We start from the raw sequence: 17,067 nt of genomic DNA on the forward strand, positions 1-17,067 counted from the left end.
GACCCGCTGGCCACACCCTCGGCAGCGCGAGGCTCTTGAAACGGTTTTCGGCTGTACCTCCGAGGAGGTGGGCTTCACTCCGCCGGCAGACAGACGGAGTCCTATCAGCGATACGGAGGCCCCCGTGCGACGACGCAATTTCCTCACGGCCACCACTGCGACGACGGCAGCAGCAGCCATACCTCTGATTGCTGCTCGGCCGTACGCGGTCGGCACCACTGACGTCATCCGACTCCGCAGTGGTCTGGACGCTCTCACAGCCCTCGACGCCACGCGAGGTGGCCACGAGGCATTGGAACGGGCGGCGCTGGCGGGCGCCGCCGAGGCGCTGGAGTTGCAGAAGCGGGCAGCCTCCCAGCGCATTCGCCGGCGTCTCTTCGGCTTGGCCGCCAACTACACGGCCAGTGCCGCTTGGTCGGCAGTGGACGCGCGTCAGAGCGACCGGGCACAGAGGCATTTGAACCGGGCCCTGTACCTGGCGGGAATGGGCAAGGACCCCGTGGCCCAACTGCGCGTGTGGAATTCGCACGCCATGCTTTCGAACCTTCGAGGAGAGTTCTCGCGGGCGGTGGATGCGGCCCAGGCTGCACAGACCACTGCCGTGACGCGCCGGGACCCGTTGTTCGCCTCGCTCGCTCATGCACGCACGGCGATCGGGTATTCGAAGCTCAGGGACCGGCAGGGCGCTTTGCGCTCCTTGGGGCGCGCCGAGGAAGCGCTGGCGAAAGCTGACTCTGATGAGTCCCGACCGTCCTGGGTGGCGTTCTACGGTGCTGCCGAACTTCTGGCCATCACTGCGATCGTTCGCGATGACATCGGCGACGCAGTTGGAGCAGAGGCCGCCTCGCACAGGGCGCTGGTGGCCATCCCTGAGCAGTTTCGCCGTAATCGGGCACTGGCTACTCTCCAACTCGCTCTGACGCAACTGCACCAGTGTGACATCGACCAGGCATGCGCGACTGCGGAGCGGGTGTTCGTGCTGATGGACGGTTGTCCCCTGCCGGGGCGCATGCGTTCGTACCTTGGGGACTTCTACCGTGGCTTGATCTCTGCCGCCCCGGGTGCCGACACCGCGCGTGAATGGAAGGACCGCTACCGATCAGACTGGAGCCAAGCCTGATGACCCCCACCCCGGAACTACGCTTCTTCACCCACGACGACCTGCCGGAGATCCGGCAGACGCTGGTCGACGTACACGCCGATGTGCACGCCGCCCGCATGGCGGACGACGAGTTCAGGCAGAAGTTTCCCTGGTTCGTGGATCACTGGGGCGGTAACCCCGGATTCTCCTGTGTGATCGCGTACGACGGAGGCGAAGCCATGGGCTTCGCGTACGGTGCTCCCGGTGCGCCGGGGCGGGAGTGGTGGCGTGGCCATCTGGAGCCCGTACCGGAGAAGAACCGTACGTTCCATTTCTCCGAGCTGATGGTCCGCGAGCGTTGGCGGAAGACGGGTGCGGCCGAGCGGCTGCACCGGGCGCTGATGGGTGCCAGGAGCGAAGACCTCGCCGCGCTTCTGGTGGACACCACCCACCCGAGGGTCCAGGCCCTGTACGGGTCCTGGGGGTACCGGAAGGTTGGTGAGGACCAGCCGTTCCCGGATTCCCCGGTGTATGCGGTCATGATCGCGATGCTGCCGCTGGCGCGGGCGGGAAAATGATCGAGAGGCCGTCTCGGAGTTCCTCCGATACGGCCTCTGATCTGCGACTCTTTCGAGTCGGGACGACAGGATTTGAACCTGCGACCCCTTGACCCCCAGTCAAGTGCGCTACCAAGCTGCGCCACGTCCCGGTGCTCGCTTCGGCCGGGTTTTTCGCCCGGTCGCGGCGTGCACAAGAAAAATACCCTGTCCGGGGCCCTGAATCCAAAGCGGGGTCCCTTTGAGGGGTGCGGGGGGCTGTGGCGGGGGTGGTGGGGGAGTGCCGTGCGGGGGGTGTGGGGGCGTGTTTCCATGGCGCCATGGGTGGTCGGCGGGGACAGGGGCCGGGAGAAGTCCGGCAGCGGCGCGTGTACGAGGAGCCCGAGGTCGGGGACGGGGCTCGGGTGCTTGTTGACCGGTTGTGGCCGAGGGGGGTGTCGAAGGATGCCGCGCGCTTGGACGAGTGGTGCAGGGACGTGGCGCCCTCGAAGGAGCTGCGTACTTGGTACGGGCACCGGCCCGAGCGGTATGAGGAGTTTGCCGAGCGGTACCGGGCGGAGCTGGGTGCCTCGCCGGCGGCGGAGGCGCTTGAGGGGCTTCGGGGGCGGGTGGCGGAGGGGCCGCTGACCTTGCTGACCGCGACCAAGGACGTGGAGCTGAGTCATGTGACGGTGTTGGCGGAGGTTCTGGGGGAGTAGGGGCAGGTGGGCTGACCTGCGGTGATGGGGTGGGGTGGCGGGGTGGCTGGGCCATTTGGGTGTATGGCGTTGACGAACCATGCGGTGGAGTGCATAGTTATACCCATCAGTGGATGCACCGTAAGGAGAAACCCGTGACCGAGCGCGTCGTACTCGCCTACTCGGGCGGCCTGGACACCTCCGTCGCCATCGGCTGGATCGCCGAGGAGACGGGCGCCGAGGTCATCGCCGTGGCTGTGGATGTCGGCCAGGGCGGTGAGGACCTGGACGTCATCCGCAAGCGCGCACTCGCCTGTGGCGCGGTCGAGGCCGAGGTCGCGGACGCCAAGGACGAGTTCGCCGACGAGTACTGCCTCCCGGCGATCAAGGCCAACGCGCTGTACATGGACCGGTACCCGCTGGTCTCCGCGCTGTCGCGGCCGACGATCGTCAAGCACCTGGTGGCTGCTGCCAAGAAGCACGGCGCCACCACCGTCGCCCACGGCTGCACCGGCAAGGGCAACGACCAGGTGCGGTTCGAGGCGGGGATCTCTTCGCTGGCTCCCGATCTGAAGTGCATCGCCCCGGTGCGGGACTACGCGATGACGCGGGACAAGGCCATCGCCTTCTGCGAGAGCAAGAGCCTGCCGATCACGACGACCAAGAAGTCGCCGTACTCGATCGACCAGAACGTCTTCGGGCGGGCCGTGGAGACCGGCTTCCTGGAGGACATCTGGAACGCGCCGATCGAGGACGTGTACGAGTACACGCAGAACCCGGCGGTGCCGCGGGAGGCCGACGAGGTCGTCGTCACCTTCAAGGAGGGCGTGCCGGTCGCGATCGACGGCCAGCCCGTCACCGTGCTGCAGGCCATCCAGCAGCTCAACGAGCGGGCCGGCGCCCAGGGCATCGGCCGGATCGACATCGTCGAGGACCGGCTGGTGGGCATCAAGTCCCGTGAGGTGTACGAGGCGCCCGGCGCCATCGCGCTGATCACCGCCCACCAGGAGCTGGAGAACGTCACCGTCGAGCGCGAGCTGGCCCGCTACAAGCGGCAGGTCGAGCAGCGGTGGGGCGAGCTGGTCTACGACGGCCTGTGGTTCTCGCCGCTGAAGCGGGCACTGGACGGGTTCATCGCCGAGGCGAACCAGCAGGTCAGCGGCGATATCCGGATGACGCTGCACGGCGGGCGCGCGGTGGTCACCGGGCGGAAGTCGGACCAGTCGCTGTACGACTTCGACCTGGCGACGTACGACACGGGCGACACCTTCGACCAGTCGCTGTCGAAGGGCTTCATCGAGATCTTCGGGCTGTCTTCGAAGATCGCCGCGAAGCGGGACCTGGCGTAGCGGGACGCGATCCGTCCCGGTCGGGGCGCGTCCCCGACTCCGTCCCCGGTGGCCGGTCCGTCCGGCTGCCGGGGATCCGTACATCTCACCATCCACGAGGAGCTGAGCAAGTGAGCAGCAACAGCGGTGACGTCCGGCTCTGGGGCGGGCGGTTCGCCGACGGGCCCGCCGAGGCCCTGGCGAAGCTGTCCGCGTCCGTCCACTTCGACTGGCGGCTGGCGCCGTACGACATCGCGGGTTCCCGTGCGCACGCGCGCGTGCTGAACAAGGCGGGGCTGCTCACCGAGGACGAGCTGGCGCGGATGCTGGCGGGACTGGACCGGCTGGAGGCCGATGTCGCCGACGGCAGTTTCGTCGGGACCGTCGCCGACGAGGACGTGCACACCGCGCTGGAGCGGGGGCTGCTGGAGCGGCTCGGCCCGGACCTCGGGGGCAAGCTGCGGGCCGGCCGGTCCCGTAACGACCAGGTCGCCACGCTGTTCCGGATGTATCTGCGGGACCACGCCCGGATCATCGGCGGGCTGATCGCGGATCTCCAGGAGGCGCTGGTCGGTCTCGCGGAGGCGCATCCGGACGTGGCGATGCCGGGGCGTACGCATCTCCAGCACGCGCAGCCGGTGCTGTTCGCGCACCACGTCCTCGCGCATGTCCAGGCCCTGTCGCGGAACGCGGAGCGGCTGCGGCAGTGGGACGAGCGGACGGCGGTCTCGCCGTACGGGTCGGGGGCGCTGGCCGGGTCCTCGCTGGGGCTGGACCCGGAGGCGGTCGCGGCCGACCTCGGGTTCGGGCGCGGCAGCTCGGGCAACTCGATCGACGGTACGGCCTCGCGGGACTTCGCCGCCGAGTTCGCCTTCGTCACGGCGATGATCGGGGTGGATCTGTCCCGGATCGCCGAGGAGGTCATCATCTGGAACACGAAGGAGTTCTCCTTCGTGACGCTGCACGACGCGTTCTCCACCGGCTCCTCGATCATGCCGCAGAAGAAGAACCCGGACATCGCCGAGCTGGCGCGCGGCAAGTCCGGGCGGCTGATCGGCAATCTGACGGGTCTGATGGCCACGCTCAAGGCCCTCCCGCTCGCTTACAACCGCGATCTCCAGGAGGACAAGGAGCCGGTCTTCGACTCCTGTGACCAGCTGGAGGTCCTGCTGCCGGCCTTCACCGGGATGATGGCCACGCTGACCGTCAACCGGGAGCGGATGGAGGAGCTGGCGCCGGCCGGGTTCTCGCTCGCCACGGACATCGCCGAGTGGCTGGTACGGCAGGGGGTGCCGTTCCGGGTGGCGCACGAGGTCGCGGGGGAGTGCGTCAAGGAGTGCGAGCGGCACGGCGTCGAGCTGGACGGGCTGAGCGACGAGCAGTTCGCCGTGATCTCGCCGCATCTGACGCCGGAGGTGCGGACGGTCCTGAACGTGCCGGGGGCGCTCGCCTCGCGCAGCGGCCGGGGCGGCACGGCCCCGTCCGCCGTCGCCGTCCAGCTGGCGGAGGTCAAGGCGGACCTGGCCACGCAGCGGGGGTGGGCGGAGGCCAAGCGGTAGCCCCCACGGCACACAGGAGCAGGGTTACAGCGGGCGCTGAGCACCGGACGGCGGTGCTCGGGGCCGGGCGCGGCCCCCTCGGGAGTTCCGAGGGGGCCGCGCCCGTTTGGTTGGGGGCGTGGCCTGCCGTGGTGGGAGACGTGTGCGCTTTGGATGAGACATGAACGTCTCATTCGGTTATCCTCTGTCTCATGGCTGTTGACCGGGAGCATGTGCTCAAAGAAGCCGCGGGTCTGCTGACGCGCAAGGCGACCGCCGGCATGGACGAGATCGCCAAGGCCGCCGGCATCAGCCGCGCGACCCTGCACCGCCACTTCGCGGGCCGGGACGCCCTGATCAAGGCGCTGGAGGAGCTGGGCATCCGGCAGTTCGCCGGCGCGCTGGACGCGGCCCGCCTCGACGAGGACGACGCGGTCTGCGCACTGCGCCGCCTGATCGCCGAGGCCGAGCCGGTCGCCGGCTTCCTCGCCTTCCTCTACACCGAGAACCAGCTCTTCGAGGGCGAGGAGATCAACGAGGGCTGGGAGCGGCTGGACGCCCGCATCCACGCGCTCTTCCGGCGCGGCCAGGAGGAGGGCGCCTTCCGGATCGACCTGACACCCGTCTGGCTCACCGAGGCGCTGTACGGACTGATCGGCGCCGGCGCGTGGGCCGTGCACGAGGGGCGCGTCGCCCGCAGGGAACTCAACCACTCGATCGTCGAGCTGCTGCTCGGCGGCATCCGACGGAGCATGGAGAAATGAGCAAGCCTGCCAAGGAGACCGCGGACCGCACCGGTGGCACCGGGGAGGACCAGCCCAGGGCCGGACGCTGGCTCGCGCTCGCCGTCCTGGTCCTCGCCGTACTGCTGGTCGGCGTGGACGCCACCGTGCTGGGCCTGGCCACCCCCTTCCTCAGCGAGGACCTGCGCCCGTCCGGCACGCAGCTGCTGTGGATCGGCGACGTCTACTCGTTCGTCATCGCCGGCCTGCTCGTCTCCATGGGCAGCCTCGGCGACCGCGTCGGACGCAAGAAGCTGCTGCTGACCGGCTCGGTCGTGTTCGGCGCCATGTCGGTGCTCGCGGCGTACTCGGGCACCCCCGCCATGATGATCGCGGCGCGGGCGCTGCTGGGCGTGGCGGGCGCGACGCTGATGCCCTCCACCCTCGCCCTGATCCGCAACCTCTTCCACGACCCCAGGGAACGCAGCCTGGCCATCGGCATCTGGGGCGCCATGGCGTCGGCGGGCGCGGCCGTCGGCCCCGTACTCGGCGGCTTCCTGCTCGGCCACTTCTGGTGGGGCTCGGTCTTCCTGATCAACCTGCCGGTGATGGCGCTGCTGGTGATCGTCGGCGCCAAGGTGCTGCCGGAGTCCAAGAACCCCGACCCGGGCCCCTGGGACCTGCCCAGCGTCGGCCTGTCCCTCGTCGGCATGGTCGGCGTCGTCTACGCGGTCAAGGAAGCCTCCGTGCACGGCTTCCGCTGGGACATCGCGGCGGCCGGCGTCCTCGGCCTGCTCGCCCTGGTCACCTTCGTACGGCGGCAGCAGACCCTGGCGTCGCCGCTGCTGGACATGCGGCTCTTCCAGAACCGCGGCTTCTCCGGTGCCGTACTGGCCGACCTGCTGACCATCCTGGGCCTGTCCGGACTGGTCTTCTTCCTCTCGCAGTTCCTCCAGATGGTGCAGCTGCGCTCGCCGCTCAACGCGGGCCTGGTCGAACTGCCGGCGGCGATCGGCGCGGTGGGCGCGGGACTGGCCGCCGGGTACGTCGCGCGGCGGCTGTCGGTACGGCTGGTCGTCGCGGGCGGCCTGGCGGTGGTCGGGCTGGCCCTGGCCGGCTGCATCGGCCTGGACGGGGACACCAGCACCTTCGCGCTCGGCACGATCCTGTTCGCCGTCGGCGTCGGCGCGGGCTTCGCGTTCACCGTCACCGCGGACGTGATCCTCTCCAGCGTGCCCAAGGAGCAGGCGGGCGCCGCCTCCGCGGTCTCGGAGACGGCGTACGAACTGGGCGCGGCGCTCGGCATCGCGCTGCTCGGCTCCATCGTCACCGGCATCTACCGGGACTTCGCCACCCCGGCGGGGGTGCCCGAGTCCGCGGCCGACGCCGCCCGCGAGTCGCTCGGCGGCGCCGTCGAGGCGTCCGGCTCGCTGCCGGCCGACGCCGGGACGGGCCTGCTCAAGGCCGCCCAGCATTCGTTCGTCAGCGGGCTGGACACCGCGGCCGGGGTCGGCGCCGCCGTCCTGCTGGCCGCCGCCTGCGCCGCGTGGTTCCTGCTGCGCGGCCAGCGGTTGGAGGACAGCCCCGTCGAGCCCGCGCACGCCGAGGGCAAGGAGCGGGTCGCGCCGCACTGAAACGGGTGATCTCGCGGACACGGGCGGGGGACAGTGGTTGTCCCTCGCCCGTTCACGTCCCGGTCGCCTCCCGTGGGCCGGCAGGCTCCCATGGCTCGTTTGACTCTCCAGTCGTTCCCGCCAACTCGGGCACTCTCAGGAGGGTGAAGACCTTGGCAGAGATCGGCAGACGCATCTTCTTCACCGCGGCGGGGGCCCTCGCCACCGCCACAGCGGTCGGCAGCCACGCCTTCGCCTCCGGCCACGCGCGCGACGCGCGGTCCGCTGACGAATACGTGGACGTGCAACTGCTCAACATCACCGACCTGCACGGCTACCTCGACGCGGCACCGGGCAGCAGCTCCGTCATCACCGGCGCCGGTGGCAGGAAATACACCGTGGGCGGCGTGGCCTACATGGCCGCGCACCTCGAACGGCTGCGGGCGGGCCGCGCCAACTCCCTCTTCTTCGCCCCCGGAGACCTCTTCTCCGGCTGGTGGTTCTCCGCCGAATCCCTGGCCGACGAACCGACCATCGAGGCCCTCAACCGGATGGGCATGGACTTCGCCTCGGCCGGCAACCACGAGTTCGACAAGTCGCCCGCCTTCCTGTCGCAGCACATGGTGGACGGCATCTCCTACCCGACGGTCGACTGGGACAACTCCTTCGTCGACTCCTCGGGGCAGCGCTTCCACGGCGCCGACTTCGCGTACTACAGCGCGAACATGGTGTGGTCCGGCAACGGGCAGCGGGTCCTGCCGCCGTACAACATCGAGTGGGTGGACGCCGGCGGGGGCCGCCGGCTGCCGGTCGGATTCATCCATCTGACCGCCCTCGGCACCGAGTTGATGCCCGCCTCCTACCAGCCGGGGCTCGGCAGCCTCGACCAGCTGGCCACCGCCAACCGCTGCGCCGCCGAACTCAAGGCGCGCGGCGTCAACGCGATCGTGCTGAGCATGCACGACGGCGCGGTGGCCGGCAGCGACTTCAACAGCGGCACCAACCCCTCGGGGCCCGCCTACGAACTGGCGCTGCGCGCCTCGCCGGACATCGACGCCATCGTCTGCGGCCACTGGCACACCGCCTTCAACATGATGGTGCCGGACCCGGACGGCGTGCCCCGCCCCTTCGTCGAGGCCGGCTGCCACGGCCAGATCATCAACGAGATCAACCTCCGGCTGGACCCGGCCACCGGCAAGGTCGTCCGCGAGCTGACCACCGCCACCAACCACCCCAACACCCGCGACGTGGCCCCGCACCGGGAGCTGGCCGAGGTGGTCACGTACTGGGCCGGGTACGGAACGCGGCGTGCCGCGGTCGCCCTCGGCAAGCAGACCGCCTCCTTCACCCGGACCCGCAACGCGGCGGGGGAGAGCACCATGGGCGACCTGGTGGCCGACTGGGCGCTGTGGGCCGGGCGGCAGCCCACCGGCCCGATGAACGACGCGAACCCGTACCCCAACGTCCCCGCCGACCTGGCCGTGATCGCCATCGCGCCGCGCCTGGGCCAGGCGATCATCGCGGGGGACCTCACGTACGACTCCGCGACGGGCGGCACCGTCGCCTTCGGCAAGGCGTGGAACGCGGTCGGCTTCGGCGACCCGATCGTCACGGCGACCGTCACCGGGCAGCAGATCCACGACGCGCTGGAGCAGCAGTGGACGGTGCCGACGGGCGGCGGTCTGAAGTACGCGCCGCTGGCGGTCTCCGCCAACGTCCGTTACAGCTTCGACGCGACGGGACCGGCCGGCGACCGGGTCGACCCCGCCGACGTGCTGATCGACGGCACCGCGCTGGACGTGTCCCGCTCCTACCGGATCGCGATGCCCTCGTACACGCTGCTCAACCAGGACGGGTACGCCGCGTTCACCGGCTTCACCTCGCCCTACCGGCACAACCGGGACTTCGAGAGCTTCGTGGCGTACATCAAGGAGCGGCAGCAGATCGCGCCGGCGCCGCTGAACCGGGTGACGGTCAAGAACAGTGCCGTCGCGGGCGCGCGGATCGGCGAGACCACCGTGCCGCCGCGGCTCCGGCGCGCGGACGGCACGCTGCTGCCCCGGGCCGAGGCCGCGATGCTCGCCGCCGGCCGGCCCACGGCGGAAGGGTTCCGCGTGCCCTGCTGACCCGCAGGCGCCCGCGGGCCGCGGTGGTACGACAACGCGCCGGGCCCCGTCCCTGGTCGGACGGGGCCCGGCGCGTGGCGGTGGGGGCGTACGGTCAGGCCGCTCGCGCCTTGGTGGCGTACATGTCGACGTACTCCTGGCCCGACAGCTCCATGACGTCGCTCATCACCTCGTCGGTGACGGCGCGCAGCACGTAGCGGTCCCGGTCCATGCCCTCGTAGCGCTCGAAGCACAGCGGCTCGCCGAAGCGGATGGTGACCGGGGCGATGTGCGGGCGGCCCTTGCCGCCGGGCTGCACCTTGTCGGTGCCGATCATCGCGAACGGGACGACGGGCGCGCCGGTCATCAGGGCGAGCCTGGCGATGCCCGTACGGCCGCGGTACAGGCGGCCGTCGGGGGAGCGGGTGCCCTCGGGGTAGATGCCGAAGATCTTCCCTTCCTCCAGGATGCGGCGGCCGGTCATCAGCGCCGCGACACCGCCGTGTCCGCCGTCCCGGTCGACCGGGACCATGCCGGAGCAGGTGAAGAACCAGGACATCAGGCGTCCCTTGAGACCCTTGCCGTTCACGTACTCGTCCTTGCCGATGAAGAACACCTGGCGCTTGACGACGAGGGAGAGGAAGAGCGAGTCGATGAAGGTGACGTGGTTGCCGGCCAGGATCACCGGCCCACTGCCCGGGATGCGGTCCATGCCCTCGACCTTCGGGCGGAACAGGACACGCATGACGAATCCGAGAAACGCCTTCAGCACAATGCGGGACAACGGGCCCTCCGGTCGTGGGTGGTCTGCGGCGGCCGCCGCGAGCCTGCAAGAGTATGCAGCCCAGGACGATACTCGTCGGCCCGCCCCGATCGCACATCGGGTTCACAAGGCCGATACGCAGAGTTGACGTGGGTTTCCCGCGCGTTGGGGGGCAGGTCTCCCGTTCGAAAGATGTACGTGCCTAGGATCGCCCCGACCCCATTGTCAGGTGCCGGACACCCTCGCCGGCGCCGTGGAACGAGGAGCGCGATCATGCAGGAACGGCAGCAGCCGGGACGCCGGACGGTACTGGGCGCGGCGGCCCTCGGCGCGGGCGCGGCGGTCTGGGGCGGCGCCGGCACGGCGAGCGCGGCGAGCTCCCGCGGGCGCGGCCACGGCGCGCACGACGAGCTGCCCGTACCGCTGATCGTGGGCCACCGCGGCGCCAGCGGCTACCGGCCCGAGCACACCCTCGGCTCCTACCAACTCGCGCTCGACATGGGCGCCGACGTCATCGAGCAGGACGTCGTGCCCACCAAGGACGGCCACCTCGTCTGCCGGCACGAGAACGACATCACGGCGACCACGGACGTCTCGGCCCACCCCGAGTTCGCGGACCGCAAGACGACCAAGACGGTGGACGGGGCCAAGCTCACCGGCTGGTTCACCGAGGACTTCACGCTCGCCGAGCTCAAGACGCTGCGGGCGAAGGAGCGCATTCCGGGCACCCGGCAGCACAACACCCTTTATGACGGCGTGTGGGACGTACCCACCTTCGAAGAGGTGCTCAAGTGGGCCGACCGCGAAGGCCGCAAGCGCGGCCGCCGCGTCTGGCTGCACATCGAGACCAAGCACCCCACCTACTTCCGCAAGCTGGGCCTGGGCCTGGAGGAACGTCTCGCCCGGCTGCTGCGCGCGTACGGCCGGCACAAGAAGCACTCGCCCAACTTCCTCCAGTCCTTCGAGCCCAGCAGCCTCCAGCGGCTCGACAAGCTCGTCGACTGCCCCAAGGTCCTGCTGCTGGGCACCCTCAAGGACCGCCCCTGGGACTTCGAGGTGGCGGGCGACCCGCGTACCACCGCAGACCTGGTCAAGCCCGCGGGCCTCAAGTGGATCTCCAAGTTCGCGCAGGGCATCGGCCCCGACCTGACCGTCGTCATCCCGCGCACCAAGGACGACAAGCTGGGCGAGCCCACCTCGGTCGTCAGGGACGCGCACGCCGCCGGGCTGGTCCTGCACCCCTACACCGGGCGCAACGAGAACACCTTCCTGCCCGCCGACTACCGCCGGGGCACCGACCCGGCGGCTTACGGCAACGCGCTGGGCTACTTCAAGAAGTGCCTGGCCACCGGCATCGACGGCCTCTTCTCCGACAACTGCGACACGGCGCTGCTGGCCGCCGCGGAGTTCCGCGGGCGCTGACCGCCGCGTACCGCCGGGCGGCACCCAAGACGTCAACCCGGCGCCGCCGGTGCCACGGACGAGTGAGGCCGTGGCGCCGGCGAAACCACCCGGACGCGCCGCCGCGTCTCGCACGCCATGCGGCACGCCACCACGGACCACGACCTCATCCGTACCCTGCGCCCCCTGCTGGCCGCCGAAGTCGCGGCCGAGGCGGACGCCGCCGGAGCCGACGCCGAGGACCTCGAACAGAGCGTGTGGGCCCGGCTGCTGGAGCACACCAGGGACGCCGGCCCGCCCGCCGAACCGGCCCGCTGGCTGCGCCGTGCGGTACGCGCCGAGGCCCGCGGCGCGCGGCGGCTGGCGCTGCGGGAGATCCCGTACGACCCCACCGGACCCCAGCCCCTGATCGCCGCCGTCGCCGAACGCGCGGCGCTGGAGACCGAGGAGCGGCGCGCGCTGCTCGCCGCCGTCGAACGGCTCCCCGGACGCTGCCCGGCGCTGGTGCGCGCCCTGCTGTCGCGCGCTGACCTCACCTACCGGGAAATCTCATCTGAGTTGGGAATGTCACAGGGGAGCTTGGGACCGGTCCGTTCCCGTTGCCTGTCATGCCTGCGCAGAATGCTCACGGCGGAGGTTGCCGCTGCGCGAAACCGGGGAATCCGGAAGCAGCAGCGTCAGCCACGCCATGACGGCGGCGTGCACCACACGGCTCCGTCAGTCAGGGCAACAGGTCCGGGCGTACCCTCTCACCCTCTGCGCGCCCGGGCGCACCGAACCGAATAAGGGGAGGCACCCGCGCATGGGCATGAGCGTGACCATCTCTGCGGCGACCGAGCAGGACGCCGAGCAGATCCTCAAACTCCAGTACCTCTGCTACCAGGCCGAGGCCGCGCTGTACGACGACTACTCGATCCAGCCGCTCACCCAGACCCTGGATGACCTGCGTGCCGAACTGGGCGACGCCTGCGTGGTGGTGGCCCGGCTCGGCACGGAGGTCGTCGGGGCGGTCCGCGGCTCGGTCGGCGCGGACGGCACGGCCGCCATCGACAAGCTCATCGTCCACCCCCGGATGCAGCACCACGGCCTCGGCGGCCGGCTCCTCGACGCCGTCGAGGAGCGCCTGACCGCCGAACGCTCCGCCAAGCGCTACCGGCTGCTGGCCGGCCACCGCAGCGAGGGCAACCTGCGCCTGTACCGCAGCCACGGCTACGAGCCCGTCGGCACCGAGCAGCTGAGCCCGCGGCTCGACCTGGTCACGCTGGAGAAGGAGGCGGCAGCCGCCAAGGCCGCCGCGGACGGCACGCAGCGGGCCTGCGTGGCGAGCGCCTGACCGGCCGGACCGCACAGCGGCGGGCCCGCCGGGAAACGCGTCACGCCCGGCGGGCCCGCCGCAGCCAGAGCAGACCGGTCACCGGCAGGAAGATCGGGATGAAGAGGTAGCCCATCCCGAAGTTCGACCAGACGGTGGCGTCCGGGAAGGCCGAGCGGTCCACCAGCGTCCACGTACCGACGCCGAGCACACCGGCCAGCTCCAGCGCGCAGCACACGACCGCCGCCCTGCGGGCCCCCTCGCCGCCGCGCACCAGCGAGAAAAGGATGAAGGCGTAGACCACGGCGGACACCGCGGACAGGACGTAGGCCAGCGGCGCCCGGTCGAACTGCGCGATCAGCTGGTAGGCGGCGCGCGACGCGGCGGCGACGGTGAAGACGCCGTAGAGGGCGACCAGCAGCCGGCCGGGGCCGGTGCCCAGGGAACGCCGGGCGCCGCCCGCCGCGGCTTCGGGGGTCCGGGACCCCGCGGACGTCTCAGGCATGGCCGCCTCCCCAGATGTCGAACAGCCGCACTTCCAGTACGGCGAGTACCACGGCGCCCGCGGCCACGGTCGCCGAGCCCCAGCGGGTGCGCTCCGAGAGCGACATGAAGCCGGTGGCCGGTACGCAGGCGGCCGCGCCCACCAGATAGGCGACGAAGATCGCGGTACCGTCCCGCGGCGTCTCGCCGCGCCCCAACTGCACCAGGCCCACGACGAGTTGGACCACGCCGAGCAGCGAGACCACGGCCATGCCGATGAAGTGCCAGTCCTTCGTCGGCTCGTCGCGGTACGCGGCGAAGCCGCACCAGGCGGCCAGGGCGAGGGCGGTCACGCCGATCGCGACCGTCAGCGCGTCGATCACCGGAACCTCCGCCCGGCGCGGCTGCGCGCAGTGGGGAAAAGGGGCATGAGACGACTCTAATCGGCGGCCGGGCCCGGGCTGCGCGCGACCCCGCCGGTCGCCCGCCGGGTACCGGGCCTCACGTACGCTGGCGCAGCATGAAGATCTCTGCGTCCGCACTGCTTTTCGACAACGACGGCACCCTCGTCTCCTCCATCGAATCCGTCCGCCGCTGCTGGACGCGGTGGGCAGAGGAGTACGGGATCACCGCGGAGGAGTTCGCCCGGGTCGAGCTGCACGGGCGCCTGGCCGCCGACATCGTCGCCGACCTGCTGCCCGCCGCCCGCGTACCGGAGGCGCTGGCCCGCATCGAGCAGCTGGAGGTCGAGGACGTCGCGGGCGGCGTGGTGGCGCTGCCCGGCACCCTCGCGCTGCTGGCCCAGGTGCCGCCGGAGCGGTGGGCGGTCGTCACCTCCGCCACCCGCAGGCTCGCCGAGGCCCGGCTCGCCGAGGTCGGGATCCACCCCAAGCACCTGATAGCCGCCGACGACGTCACCCGCGGCAAGCCCGACCCGGAGCCCTTCCTGCTGGCCGCCCGGCGGCTCGGCGTGGACCCGGCCCGCTGCGTGGTCTTCGAGGACGCGCCGGCCGGGCTGGCGGCCGGGCGCGCGGCGGGCATGACCACCGTGGCGTTGGCCACAACGCACCGGGTCGAAGAGCTGTCCGCCGACGTGCTCGTCGGGGACCTGTCGGCGGTGTCCGCGCAGGCCACGGCGGACGGCGTGGAGATCGTCACGGGCGGCTGAGCGGCTGTCCACAGGGCGGTCGAGCCTGTCCGGCATACGGACAGGCTTGATCGGTCCGTACGCCTGTCTGGTTTACTGGCCAACATGACCACGACGAGCAGCCGCACCCCTGCGACCGAGGCGCCCATGACGCCCGGTGCTCGTTGCATGTGTCGAATGTGTGACCGCTGAGGGCCCCCGCCGAGCCTCGCGCCCCGAAGCGAGACCCGCCGCCTTGCGCCGTGCGAGCCGTACCCCCGCGTACGCCACGGCCCCGGCCGCCCCGCGTCACCGGAACCCGAAGCCGGGCCCAAGCGCCCTCCGGGACCCCATGCCGCACTCCGCAATGAATGCCCCGTGCCCGGCGGGCGAGCCGCCGGTCACACGACAGTGACGGAATTCCCAGTGATCACCACAACGGGCCTGACCAAGGTCTACCGCTCAGGAGACCGCGAAGTCACCGCCCTGGACGGCGTCGATCTGCACGTCCGCGAGGGCGAGGTGTACGGCGTCATCGGCCAGAGCGGCGCCGGCAAGTCCACCCTCATCCGCTGCGTCAACCTCCTGGAGCGCCCCACCTCCGGCACGGTCACCGTCGCGGGCCAGGAACTGACCTCGCTGGCCGGCAAGGGGCAGCGCGCCAACGCCGCGCTGCGTGCGGCCCGCAGCCACATCGGCATGGTCTTCCAGCACTTCAACCTGCTCTCCTCGCGCACCGTCCAGGACAACATCGAGCTGCCGCTGGAGATCCTCAAGGTCGACCGCCGCGAGCGCTCCCGCAAGGCACTGGAACTGCTCGACCTCGTCGGGCTCGCCGACAAGGCCAAGGCGTACCCCGCCCAGCTCTCCGGCGGCCAGAAGCAGCGCGTCGGCATCGCCCGCGCCCTGGCCGGCGACCCCAAGGTGCTGCTCTCCGACGAGGCCACCAGCGCCCTGGACCCGGAGACCACCCGCTCCATCCTCCAGCTCCTGCGCGACCTCAACCGCCAGCTCGGCCTGACCGTGCTGCTCATCACGCACGAGATGGACGTCGTCAAGACGATCTGCGACTCGGCCGCGCTGATGAAGAACGGCCGCGTCGTCGAGCAGGGCACCGTCTCGGAACTGCTCGCCACCCCCGGCTCCGAGCTGGCCCGCGAGCTGTTCCCGGTCGGCGGCGAGCCCTCGGGGCCCGACCGGACCGTCGTGGACGTCACCTTCCACGGCGAGGCCGCCACCCGCCCGGTGATCTCCGAGCTGTCCCGTACGTACAACGTGGACATCTCCATCCTCGGCGCCGCCATGGACACCGTCGGCGGCAAGCAGATCGGCCGGATGCGCATCGAGCTGCCCGGCCGCTTCGAGGAGAACGTCGTACCCATCGGCTTCCTGCGCGAGCAGGGCCTCCAGGTGGACGTGGCCGGCGAGCCGGCCGGCCCCGCGGCGACGGCGACCGCCGGCGCGCTGGTGAAGGAAGGTGCCAAGTGACCTGGTCGCAGATGCAGCCGCTGCTGTACAACAACACGCTCGACACGCTCTTCATGGTGTGGTGGTCGACGTTCTACGCCGTCCTGTTCGGCGTCCCGCTCGGCGTCCTGCTGATCCTGACCGACCGCGGCGGCATCCTGCAGAACGTCGTCGTCAACAAGATCATCGGCGCGGTGGTGAACATCGGCCGCTCCTTCCCCTTCCTGATCCTGATGGTCGCGCTGATCCCCTTCACGCGCCTGGTCGTCGGCGTCTCCATCGGCCCGACGGGCGCGGTGGTGCCCCTGGTCATCGCGGCCATCCCGTTCTTCGCCCGGCTCGTCGAGGCCGCGCTGCGCGAGGTCGACCACGGGCTGGTCGAGGCCGCCCAGTCGATGGGCGGCGGCACCTGGACCATCGTCTTCAAGGTGCTGCTGCCGCAGGCGCTGCCCGCGCTGGTCGCGGCCGTCACCACCACCGTCATCACGCTGATCGGCTACTCCGCCATCGCCGGCGCGGTCGGCGGCGGCGGCCTGGGCAACCTGGCCTACACCTACGGCTACCTCCAGTACGAGACCAACCTGATGGTCATCACCATCGTGCTGCTGATCATCCTGGTCATCGCCGTCCAGCTGCTCGGCGACCTGATCGTGCGCCGCCTGGCCGCCCGCGGCAGCCGCGGCTCCTCCTCCGTACGCGTCGGACTGCGCAAGGCGCCCGCCCCGGCCACCGCCGCCGGGCAGCCCGCGCAGACCGCACCCGCCGACGCCCCCGAGGAGCGGGTCGGCGCCTGATACCGGGTCCCAGCGCGGACCCTCTTGAGCCCGGACCCTTTGCCGGGCGCAGCCCGCGCGGTGCCGTCGGCCCCGCGCGTCCGAGAAAACCGAGATAGGG

The 17,067-nt window shown here is 71.0% G+C and carries 16 protein-coding genes, 1 tRNA gene and 1 pseudogene; 14 read left to right on the plus strand and 4 right to left on the minus strand.

What is annotated here, in order from left to right; genetic code table 11:
• The first annotated feature begins 124 nt into the window (after positions 1–124).
• Entirely contained in the window at positions 125–1,120 is a 996-nt protein-coding gene (locus ACH4OW_RS04005; RefSeq protein ID WP_360135285.1) for a hypothetical protein, read from the plus strand.
• A complete protein-coding gene (locus ACH4OW_RS04010) occupies positions 1,120–1,659 on the plus strand; it encodes a GNAT family N-acetyltransferase (protein WP_360135283.1) in 540 nt (179 codons plus the stop codon). Before ACH4OW_RS04005 ends, ACH4OW_RS04010 begins: the two co-directional genes overlap by 1 nt.
• A gap of 57 nt (positions 1,660–1,716) precedes the next feature.
• Here the strand turns inward: ACH4OW_RS04010 and ACH4OW_RS04015 are convergent.
• Positions 1,717–1,790 (minus strand) — tRNA-Pro (locus ACH4OW_RS04015).
• Positions 1,791–1,958: 168 nt separating this feature from the next.
• Between ACH4OW_RS04015 and ACH4OW_RS04020 the strand changes: the two genes are divergently transcribed.
• The 6 genes from ACH4OW_RS04020 to ACH4OW_RS04045 all read left to right on the plus strand — a co-directional run bounded on the left by ACH4OW_RS04020 (position 1,959) and on the right by ACH4OW_RS04045 (position 9,642).
• Positions 1,959–2,336 (plus strand): DUF488 domain-containing protein, encoded by a 378-nt coding sequence (locus ACH4OW_RS04020; RefSeq protein WP_398024771.1) that lies wholly within the window; start codon positions 1,959–1,961, stop codon positions 2,334–2,336.
• 134 nt (positions 2,337–2,470) lie between these two features.
• The gene (locus ACH4OW_RS04025) at positions 2,471–3,664 is read left to right on the plus strand and encodes an argininosuccinate synthase (RefSeq protein ID WP_398024773.1); all 1,194 of its coding nucleotides are present in this window, start codon (positions 2,471–2,473) and stop codon (positions 3,662–3,664) included.
• Positions 3,665–3,774: 110 nt separating this feature from the next.
• Positions 3,775–5,202 (plus strand): argininosuccinate lyase, encoded by a 1,428-nt coding sequence (gene argH, locus ACH4OW_RS04030; RefSeq protein ID WP_398024775.1) that lies wholly within the window; start codon positions 3,775–3,777, stop codon positions 5,200–5,202.
• A 191-nt stretch (positions 5,203–5,393) separates the two neighbouring features.
• Entirely contained in the window at positions 5,394–5,945 is a 552-nt protein-coding gene (locus ACH4OW_RS04035) for a TetR/AcrR family transcriptional regulator (protein ID WP_360135276.1), read from the plus strand.
• The gene (locus tag ACH4OW_RS04040; RefSeq protein WP_398024777.1) at positions 5,942–7,537 is read left to right on the plus strand and encodes an MFS transporter; all 1,596 of its coding nucleotides are present in this window, start codon (positions 5,942–5,944) and stop codon (positions 7,535–7,537) included. Before ACH4OW_RS04035 ends, ACH4OW_RS04040 begins: the two co-directional genes overlap by 4 nt.
• Before the next feature lie 152 nt (positions 7,538–7,689).
• Complete coding sequence (locus ACH4OW_RS04045; protein ID WP_398025225.1) at positions 7,690–9,642, plus strand: bifunctional metallophosphatase/5'-nucleotidase; 1,953 nt, start codon at positions 7,690–7,692, stop codon at positions 9,640–9,642.
• 94 nt (positions 9,643–9,736) lie between these two features.
• On the opposite strand, the gene ACH4OW_RS04050 is transcribed toward ACH4OW_RS04045, so the two are convergent.
• On the minus strand, positions 9,737–10,405 hold the full coding sequence (locus ACH4OW_RS04050; RefSeq protein ID WP_360135272.1) for a lysophospholipid acyltransferase family protein: 669 nt from the start codon (positions 10,403–10,405) through the stop codon (positions 9,737–9,739).
• A 252-nt stretch (positions 10,406–10,657) separates the two neighbouring features.
• Here ACH4OW_RS04050 and ACH4OW_RS04055 point away from each other — a divergent pair, with 252 nt between their 5' ends.
• From ACH4OW_RS04055 to ACH4OW_RS04065, 3 genes and pseudogenes are all read left to right on the plus strand, one after another.
• Positions 10,658–11,806, plus strand: a complete 1,149-nt coding sequence (locus tag ACH4OW_RS04055) for a glycerophosphodiester phosphodiesterase (RefSeq protein WP_398024779.1) — start codon at positions 10,658–10,660, stop codon at positions 11,804–11,806.
• 117 nt (positions 11,807–11,923) lie between these two features.
• Positions 11,924–12,445, plus strand: a pseudogene (locus tag ACH4OW_RS04060) (sigma-70 family RNA polymerase sigma factor); the annotation flags it as partial.
• 142 nt (positions 12,446–12,587) lie between these two features.
• Positions 12,588–13,118, plus strand: coding sequence for a GNAT family N-acetyltransferase (locus ACH4OW_RS04065; protein ID WP_360135268.1), 531 nt, complete (start codon positions 12,588–12,590; stop codon positions 13,116–13,118).
• 40 nt (positions 13,119–13,158) lie between these two features.
• Here the strand turns inward: ACH4OW_RS04065 and ACH4OW_RS04070 are convergent, their stop codons facing one another.
• Together ACH4OW_RS04070 and ACH4OW_RS04075 are read right to left on the minus strand one after the other, a co-directional pair.
• Complete coding sequence (locus ACH4OW_RS04070; protein WP_360135266.1) at positions 13,159–13,602, minus strand: hypothetical protein; 444 nt, start codon at positions 13,600–13,602, stop codon at positions 13,159–13,161.
• Positions 13,595–13,963 (minus strand): hypothetical protein, encoded by a 369-nt coding sequence (locus tag ACH4OW_RS04075; protein ID WP_360135264.1) that lies wholly within the window; start codon positions 13,961–13,963, stop codon positions 13,595–13,597. The genes ACH4OW_RS04070 and ACH4OW_RS04075 overlap by 8 nt, the downstream gene beginning before the upstream one ends.
• 137 nt (positions 13,964–14,100) lie before the next feature.
• Here ACH4OW_RS04075 and ACH4OW_RS04080 point away from each other — a divergent pair, with 137 nt between their 5' ends.
• From ACH4OW_RS04080 to ACH4OW_RS04090, 3 genes are all read left to right on the plus strand, one after another.
• A complete protein-coding gene (locus tag ACH4OW_RS04080) occupies positions 14,101–14,748 on the plus strand; it encodes an HAD-IA family hydrolase (protein ID WP_398024782.1) in 648 nt (215 codons plus the stop codon).
• A gap of 384 nt (positions 14,749–15,132) precedes the next feature.
• Positions 15,133–16,194, plus strand: coding sequence for an ATP-binding cassette domain-containing protein (locus ACH4OW_RS04085; RefSeq protein ID WP_360135260.1), 1,062 nt, complete (start codon positions 15,133–15,135; stop codon positions 16,192–16,194).
• Positions 16,191–16,967 carry a methionine ABC transporter permease gene (locus ACH4OW_RS04090; RefSeq protein ID WP_398024784.1) on the plus strand — a complete coding sequence of 259 codons (777 nt, stop codon included), beginning with the start codon at positions 16,191–16,193 and terminating at the stop codon, positions 16,965–16,967. Before ACH4OW_RS04085 ends, ACH4OW_RS04090 begins: the two co-directional genes overlap by 4 nt.
• Positions 16,968–17,067 lie beyond the last annotated feature (100 nt).

Source organism: Streptomyces sp. NPDC017056, assembly GCF_044332485.1.
Taxonomy (GTDB): domain Bacteria; phylum Actinomycetota; class Actinomycetes; order Streptomycetales; family Streptomycetaceae; genus Streptomyces.

Excerpts from the sequence above, each read along its gene's own strand:
- ACH4OW_RS04010 (WP_360135283.1), top strand. The coding sequence starts at position 1,120 with ATGACCCCCACCCCGGAACTACGCTTCTTCACCCACGACGACCTGCCG.
- ACH4OW_RS04020 (WP_398024771.1), top strand. The coding sequence starts at position 1,959 with ATGGGTGGTCGGCGGGGACAGGGGCCGGGAGAAGTCCGGCAGCGGCGC.
- ACH4OW_RS04035 (WP_360135276.1), top strand. The coding sequence starts at position 5,394 with ATGGCTGTTGACCGGGAGCATGTGCTCAAAGAAGCCGCGGGTCTGCTG.
- ACH4OW_RS04040 (WP_398024777.1), top strand. The coding sequence starts at position 5,942 with ATGAGCAAGCCTGCCAAGGAGACCGCGGACCGCACCGGTGGCACCGGG.
- ACH4OW_RS04055 (WP_398024779.1), top strand. The coding sequence starts at position 10,658 with ATGCAGGAACGGCAGCAGCCGGGACGCCGGACGGTACTGGGCGCGGCG.
- ACH4OW_RS04065 (WP_360135268.1), top strand. The coding sequence starts at position 12,588 with ATGGGCATGAGCGTGACCATCTCTGCGGCGACCGAGCAGGACGCCGAG.
- ACH4OW_RS04070 (WP_360135266.1), bottom strand. The coding sequence starts at position 13,602 with ATGCCTGAGACGTCCGCGGGGTCCCGGACCCCCGAAGCCGCGGCGGGC.
- ACH4OW_RS04080 (WP_398024782.1), top strand. The coding sequence starts at position 14,101 with ATGAAGATCTCTGCGTCCGCACTGCTTTTCGACAACGACGGCACCCTC.